8 protein-coding genes are annotated in these 6987 nt (G+C 40.2%); 4 read left to right on the top strand and 4 right to left on the bottom strand.

The genetic code is table 11. The features are described from left to right. The coding region (locus V7K89_RS06710) for a hypothetical protein (RefSeq protein WP_335185512.1) at positions 1 to 275 on the bottom strand (275 nt) is incomplete at its 3' end. Positions 276 to 388: 113 nt separating this feature from the next. On the opposite strand from V7K89_RS06710, the gene V7K89_RS06705 reads away from it, so the two are divergent. Together V7K89_RS06705 and V7K89_RS06700 are read left to right on the top strand one after the other, a co-directional pair. Continuing rightward, positions 389 to 1162: a hypothetical protein gene (locus V7K89_RS06705; RefSeq protein WP_335185510.1), complete on the top strand. Its 774-nt coding sequence runs from the start codon at positions 389 to 391 to the stop codon at positions 1160 to 1162. A gap of 502 nt (positions 1163 to 1664) precedes the next feature. Beyond that, positions 1665 to 1847: a hypothetical protein gene (locus V7K89_RS06700; RefSeq protein WP_335185508.1), complete on the top strand. Its 183-nt coding sequence runs from the start codon at positions 1665 to 1667 to the stop codon at positions 1845 to 1847. A 400-nt stretch (positions 1848 to 2247) separates the two neighbouring features. On the opposite strand, the gene V7K89_RS06695 is transcribed toward V7K89_RS06700, so the two are convergent. The 3 genes from V7K89_RS06695 to V7K89_RS06685 form a co-directional block, all read right to left on the bottom strand. After that, a complete protein-coding gene (locus V7K89_RS06695; protein ID WP_335185506.1) occupies positions 2248 to 3132 on the bottom strand; it encodes a hypothetical protein in 885 nt (294 codons plus the stop codon). Between the two features lie 70 nt (positions 3133 to 3202). Continuing rightward, positions 3203 to 3796: a DUF1517 domain-containing protein gene (locus tag V7K89_RS06690; RefSeq protein WP_335185504.1), complete on the bottom strand. Its 594-nt coding sequence runs from the start codon at positions 3794 to 3796 to the stop codon at positions 3203 to 3205. A gap of 63 nt (positions 3797 to 3859) precedes the next feature. Next, positions 3860 to 5422 carry a pentapeptide repeat-containing protein gene (locus V7K89_RS06685; protein WP_335185522.1) on the bottom strand — a complete coding sequence of 521 codons (1563 nt, stop codon included), beginning with the start codon at positions 5420 to 5422 and terminating at the stop codon, positions 3860 to 3862. Positions 5423 to 5492: 70 nt separating this feature from the next. Between V7K89_RS06685 and V7K89_RS06680 the strand changes: the two genes are divergently transcribed. Beyond that, positions 5493 to 6329: a prephenate/arogenate dehydrogenase gene (locus tag V7K89_RS06680; protein ID WP_335185520.1), complete on the top strand. Its 837-nt coding sequence runs from the start codon at positions 5493 to 5495 to the stop codon at positions 6327 to 6329. Between the two features lie 208 nt (positions 6330 to 6537). Beyond that, positions 6538 to 6855 (top strand): hypothetical protein, encoded by a 318-nt coding sequence (locus V7K89_RS06675; RefSeq protein ID WP_335185502.1) that lies wholly within the window; start codon positions 6538 to 6540, stop codon positions 6853 to 6855. The last annotated feature ends 132 nt before the right edge of the window (positions 6856 to 6987 follow it).

Raw genomic sequence — 6987 nt, 5'->3', positions numbered from 1 at the left:
TCTTCTTTTTCCATTTTTTCTAATCTCCGTAGACTTACAGTATGGACAATGCACAGTATGAACCCTCTCCTCATCCCTTTATTATGCAACACCTCTTCCTCTTCACTAGGCCACCAAAAATGTGATAGTGCTTTACTGTCAAAAAAAATTAGCCAATTTTTTTCATTACGCCAAGAATTATTGTCTTTATCTTTTTTAATTTCGTAGAAAACTTCACAAAGAGCATTGAATCTTTTAGAATCATCTACTTGAAACTCTACAAAGCAGTATTTCATTATTTCTGTTTTCTTTTATTATGTGCAACTAGAAAAACCATCACAAATATATTTGTATAATTGAGAACCACTAGCCATAATCGAGGTGATAGTTTCATCAAAGACAGGGTAAGATGTATATCAACTTTTTCATCGGTTCTATTATTGGAATTGTGGTTCCGGTGCTGGTGGCTTTTGGCTTACTGCAATGGTTGCACATACCTACAGGTAACTTTCTTGATTGGGTGATTGGTGGTGCTAGTTTTTGGTGGTTATTAGTAATTGTCACCGTACCGTGGAATGTGCATTTTCAAGCCAAAGAAGTCTTAGCAGAAGCAGCACAATCAACTGAGAAAGGCATTCCAGTTGATGATAAACAAGTGAAATATGTCACAGTGTTGGCAAAGCGATCGCTCTGGGTTGCCATTGCTTTACACTTATTCTCAGCTGTTGGTCTTTATACTCTTGCTGCCACTGGTATTAGTACAGTGGGATATATAAGTTCTGGTGCAGCTTTGTTATTAACAATTCTGCGTCCCGCGATTCGCGCTTATGAGTATTTATACGTGCGGTTAGCGATGATTCGCCAAGAATGGAAGTATCCGCGCGAAGATATTTTTGAACTGCGCGATCGCTTCTCTATATTGGAACAAAAAATCCAGTCTTTGGAAGATCAACTCAATCCTGAACAACCCTATTCCTTATCTGCAACTCAACAACGCTTTGCCGAAGAAACTCGCAGAGATTTAGCTCGAATTGCCGCTAATTTAGAAGAATTACGAGCGACAAATCAAACGGAACATGAGCGTTTGGCAAGAGAAGCCAGAAATGCGATCGCGCAACTTTCCACTGATGGACAATTTCTCGATCATGTCCGCGAAATTATTCGATTTTTTAAGACCGCTTAATTATTGCTTTAATAACTGACCAAATTTTAAGTTTTGGATCGTGATAGTGAATGTTCATCATCCAAAATTTAAAAAATTTATTTAAAAAGGGTTAACTATACCCTGCAACTAAAAGGAGAAGTTTGACATAAATTGCAGAGTTCGGTATGCAATATTTCTGTATATTGTTAAAAAGGAAAAACTTAGAAATTTTCTATTCTATTGTCTTCATTTTTATATTAGCTATAATTATCCCTTTTTTTATTGCTCAGATTATGGCGAATAGCAAGTGGCTAATAGCTGGTCTTTAAGAAGCACAAAATAACTCAGGGAAGGTAAGTTGAGAACAAGCAAATCAAAAAAGTAAAGAAATTATACCAATTTAAAATTCATGCATTAAGAAAGCCACACAGAACAAAGGTATATCCGTATGTATCTGTCGCATTATTTTTTCAAATTGGTATTACAAATCAAGCGGCTTTTTGGGCGGCTTTACGTGAAGATGAAGTACGCTTTTTAACTATTGGATAGCGAATTCTACCCTGTCAAGGTTGTCTGGTCTTTTAACCAGGGGATTTACCTCTCTAACGAGACGCTACGCGAACGTGGTTTTGGTGGTTTGGCAGGAGTAGAAACTCTGACCAAAATCCCAGGCATCAGCTATAGTAAAGCTTACATAACTTCAGGAGTACTCACGGTGAATTAGATACAACTGACTTTAACTATTAGTCACTTATTAATGACATGCTATTTTTTAACTAATTGGTTAATATTTTCCCTACGTCATCTTGCTTCCAATCCAGAAGATAAATTTTTCTCGTTTGTGATGTTTGTGGTGACAACTATCTTCTGGCCTCTAATGATTCCGATATATTGTTTAGAAATGCTTCAACAAAAGAGAATAGACTTTAGTAAAATGATTTCTGTTCTCTTAGCAATATTTGTATTTAGTATTTCATATTATTTAATTGAATAATTAATAATTCCTCTTCACCAATTGCATAGATATTAAAGAGAAGCCGGAGGTTTGACTTATTACTCTCCGGCTTCTTTGTGTACAACTACCTTTACTTGTTAAGCAGTCTATTTATTAAACTTAGAATTTCTTAACGGCGTCTGCTGCCAAAACCAGTTGAGCGGCGTGGTGCTGAACTACGCCCACTACCAAAACTACTACCAGAATTGCGTCGGGGTGAAGTGGCTCTACCAGAGGGTTGCAAGGTGCTACCACCAAAACCAGAACCAGAAGGACGGCTATTACCTGTAGTGCTACGTGGTGTATTGCGTATATTGGAATTTCCAGGATATGACCTTCTAATTGTCCCTGTATTGCGGAAGGCAGTGCGATTTGTCACGGCTGCTGGTGGCGTATTATAGCGAGTTTGGTAACTTTGAACTGCTTGGCCATAGCTTCCGCCATATCCACCAAAGCCACTTAATCCTTGTCCTGGGTAATAGGCAGGGGGTACGTAATACTGGGGTCTAAACAACATACTACCAATTGCCTGTCCCGCCAAGCTACCAGCCACAGACCCAGCAAATGGTGCCCAGAAGTTATTTTCTCGACGGACTACAACTGTCTCTTGTTGTCCTGTTTGGGGATTGGTTTTATTCTCAGTAACGTTGTGGATGTACTCAATTTTAAAGTCTTCCGTCAGATATAAAATCGGTTGTCCTTTATCTACCTTTAGATAGGTTTTCTTACCCTGCTTGATTTCATCATCAGTTAACCGTGCCATTTGCAAATTTTCGGTTGCAAAGGTTGGGGGATTATTGTTAAGTAAAAACAAGCTGTATTCCCCAGTTGCATCGTCATAAGTAGCTTGTTGTATTTGATACTCACCATCACTTAACTTGGTATTAGTAGAGGTTTGGCTAACGTTCTTACCTGGAGAATTAGTTTGGCTTTCACCACCACAAGCAACAGTTGTGATACACAAACTCAGAGCTAAAAAAACGGCTGTAAATTTACGTACTATGGTCATGATCATTGAATTATTGTCCTATCTCTGAGCTTAACAACTTATCGATATGAGTAGTAAGTACGGACTACCCAACAAATTACAAAGGAATCAATTCTGGGTAATATTGCAACAGTTGATCGCTAGTTAGTTCATCGCCTAACTGTGCCGGTGAGAAATGTACTTGGATTGCTTTTAATCTATGTTTATAATGCAAATTTATCAATGCTTTCAATCCTTCCTTAAGTGCTTGAACATTAGAAAGATCGGTTTCCAAATCTGGTACTTCTCCTTCATAAGCTACTGTAATCATCACAATGACGTTGCGAGTTACAGGTATGGATAAAGGTTCATTCGAGCCAGAATTAGAAGCGTAATCTGGTTCGCTGAGATATCTTTCGGCAGAGTCAGTAAATAATTCATTCACGTAATCTCCTGCTTCACCTTCATTCCAAAATACGTCACCTTCGTTGGCAGCAGAAAGCCAATATTCATCATATTGCAGCAGGGTTTGGCTAATTTCTACCAATCCTTCTCCTAAAACTTCTAAGTCACCATCGGCATCGATCGCATCCCGTCCAGCACTATTTAATACTCCCAAAATTGGCGCTACCTCACCTCCCCCTAAGTGCAGAAATAGGCGAAACACTACATAGCGAGTTCGACCGATCATTTTATTAAAAATATTGCTCATTTTTTCCTCCAAAATTTTTGTTTTTTGTCATTTGTCATTAGTTCAATGCCTAATGTCCCAGAACTAATGATTAATATAATGAAATCCTTTGATAAAATCCATAATAATATCTAATAACGGTAATATATTTGTTGTTGAATCACTGGACATATCATAAGCTGAAGGATTAAGAGCAGAGCGATTAATAAATCTTTTCCCAAAGTTGGGATGGTCATAAACAATCAAAGTGTGGGCACTGGAATTCGTTAAAACTATTTGGACTGGGGCTTTACAAAAATTTAATTTTGCGGCTACTTCTATATTTTTTTTCATCTGTTTGATTGTTGTAGCCTGATTTGTAGCTTGTTCAAAAAGAGTATTTAATTGTTTCACTATATGAGGCGATTTTAAGTTTTGGTTTGCAACAACTTCACTGTTAATCATTTCCAATATACTGGAAATATTTTTTTGAGTAGATGCCGCATCTAGAAAGGGAAGAATGACAATGTAAGCTGTGGGAAATAATGCTTCGTCGCTATCTAGATGAAAGGTGAAAATAGTCCGACGACGGCCACTTTCGATGCTTGGAGGTTGTTTCAGCCCTCGATATTCTTGAGCGATTTGGTAGTAAGCGCCAGCGATCGCAAAATTAGCTTCGTGTTCTAGGGCTGCATCAACAATAATCCGAATTGTTGGCGGTGTTTCGTTAAAAAAATCTCGTGACTCTTGAGAATGGAAGTTTTGCACAATGGAGCGATCGCCAGCTGGGCTAAGATCGACCCATTCACAAACCATACCTTCGGTTTTTAAACCAAACCTGGAAGTGGCATAAAGCTTTGCTCCAGTTAAAGTTGCTCCTGTTAAGTCAGCACCGATCCATTCTGCTCTAATTAATTTTGCCTGAGTTAAATTGGCGTGAACTAAACTTGTGTTTGTTAAATTGGCATTGCTTAAATCTGCACCAATTAAATCAGCCCCGCTCAATTTTGCACCGCTCAAATCTGCCCATCGGAGATTTGCGCTGCTCAAATCTGCCCACCGAAGATTTACACCACTCAAATCTGCCCCGCTCAAATTAGCATGGCTGAGATTGGCTTGTCTGAGTTCGGCATCTCGCAAATTTGCACCGCTCAAGTCAGAACGACTCAGGTCACTGGCGTTTAAGTTAGCCATCTCCAAGTTGGCTCCGGTTAAGGAAGCACCTTTCAAGATAGTCTCACTCAAGTTAGCGTGACGGAGATTCGCTTGGCGGAGTGTCGCCTCTCGCAAATCAGCACTGGTGAGATCGGCCTCCAACAAATCAGTGCGACTGAGGTCAGCGCGAATTAACTCGGCGCGGATTAATGAAGCTCCTCTGAGTTGAGCGCGACTTAGATCCGCTCGAATCAAATTAGCGACGTTGAGACTGGCGTTGTTGAGGATGGCGCTGCATAGATTCGCGCCACTCAGTCTGGCTACATTCAGCTTGGCATTGCTCAAGTTAGCTTCACTCAGATTTGCGCCACTTAGGTTGACTATACTCAAATTAGCATCGCTCAGATTTACACCACTGAGTTTGATCCCACTCAGGTTGGCTTCTGGGAGGTTAACACCACTAAAGTTTAAGACTCCTGCTGCGTATTGTTCCAGTAATTCCTCTATAGTCATCGATGCTACCCCTTGGATGCCAACTTTAATAGTTGGTAAAGTCATAAAAAACGGAATGTCAAAATCAAAAATGAATATTGGAATTTTAGGATTGGGACTGATAGGTGGATCTTTGGGTTTTGATTTGCGATCGCAAGGACATCATATCTTAGGAGTTAGTCGCCGTGAAGCAACCTGTCAAAAGGCAGTTACCCTCGGCACTGTTGATCAAGCATCAGTCGATCTGAGCTTGTTAGCAGCCGCAGAAGTTGTATTTATTTGTACACCTCTAGCCCTTATTGTGCCCCAATTTGAACAGTTAGTCGCTCATTTGCCTACCGCTACAGTCGTCACTGATGTGGGTTCGGCAAAAGCACAGATAGTCAGGGATATTACTCCCCTTTGGGATAATTTTATCGGCGGTCATCCAATGGCGGGAAGAACAGATAGTGGGATAGAAGCTGCACAGCAAGATTTATTTGTTGATAAACCTTATGTATTAACACCGATAACAACAACACCAACTAGTGCAATTACAGTTGTAGAAGAAATTGTGCGATCGCTAGGAGCTAATATCTATTATTGTCAACCAGAACAACATGACTGCGCTGTTAGTTGGATTTCCCATTTACCTGTAATGGTCAGTTCCTCGTTGATTGCTGCTTGTTTGAGCGAAACTGACCCCGATGTTTTGCAATTAGCCCAAAAGTTAGCTAGTTCAGGTTTTCGGGATACCAGTCGTGTGGGTGGTGGGAATCCAGAGTTGGGCGTAATGATGGCGCGGTATAATCGTCAAGCATTGCTGCGATCGCTGCAACAATATCGTCAAAACCTCGATGAGTTGACTAACTTAATTGAGCAAGAAAATTGGCCAGTTTTAGAAGAAAAGTTCAGATCAAGGCAACAGGCACGACCTGATTTTGTTTAATAGTTTTCGGGTACGTTTCGCTATGGATAACGTACCCATTTTTTAATTTAGTGAGTTAATTAATAAAGTTTGTTGGCTGCTTTTTTGTCAAAACAACTTTTCCACAGCTACTCAAGAATTCCAACAATAAAAGCTTTAAAAATGCTACTCAATAGTCTGATAGTCACCAAACCGATGTACCATACAGATAAATTTACAAAAATCAACAATGGTAGAACGTCCAATTAAGAAATCGGAACGTCAGTCTCAAGGAAGCACTGACAGCAATTCTGAAAATTCGGATTCTGTAACCCCTATTGAATCCAACCCCAAAAGCTCAAAACCGAGCCGCGATGCCAACGGCGGGCTGCGCCTACGCTCGTCTGACAAAGGGAAAAAAGCATCATCATCTAGGGATGAAAGCAGACCACCGGTGAATCCGGCACTAGCGCGTGGCCCAAAACCCGTTAAACCTCCAGCCGTCAAACTTAAAACAGAAGAACTTGAAACAGAATCAGAATCTATCTCTGAGGAGTCTCAAGACTAACATTACAAGTGTTGTTGTGTGTGATGTGGGAGGCTATGAGCGTATAAAGACTGAGATTTCTGGCTTTGAAGGCAGCGATCGCATCCCCCATCACCATTAGGTTATTTTTAGCGATAGCGATCGCATCTACTC

The organism is Nostoc sp. (genome assembly GCF_036917515.1).
Lineage (GTDB): Bacteria > Cyanobacteriota > Cyanobacteriia > Cyanobacteriales > Nostocaceae > Nostoc.
Note: the sequence above shows the minus strand (reverse complement) of the source record. Positions and strands in the feature narration are given on the sequence as shown.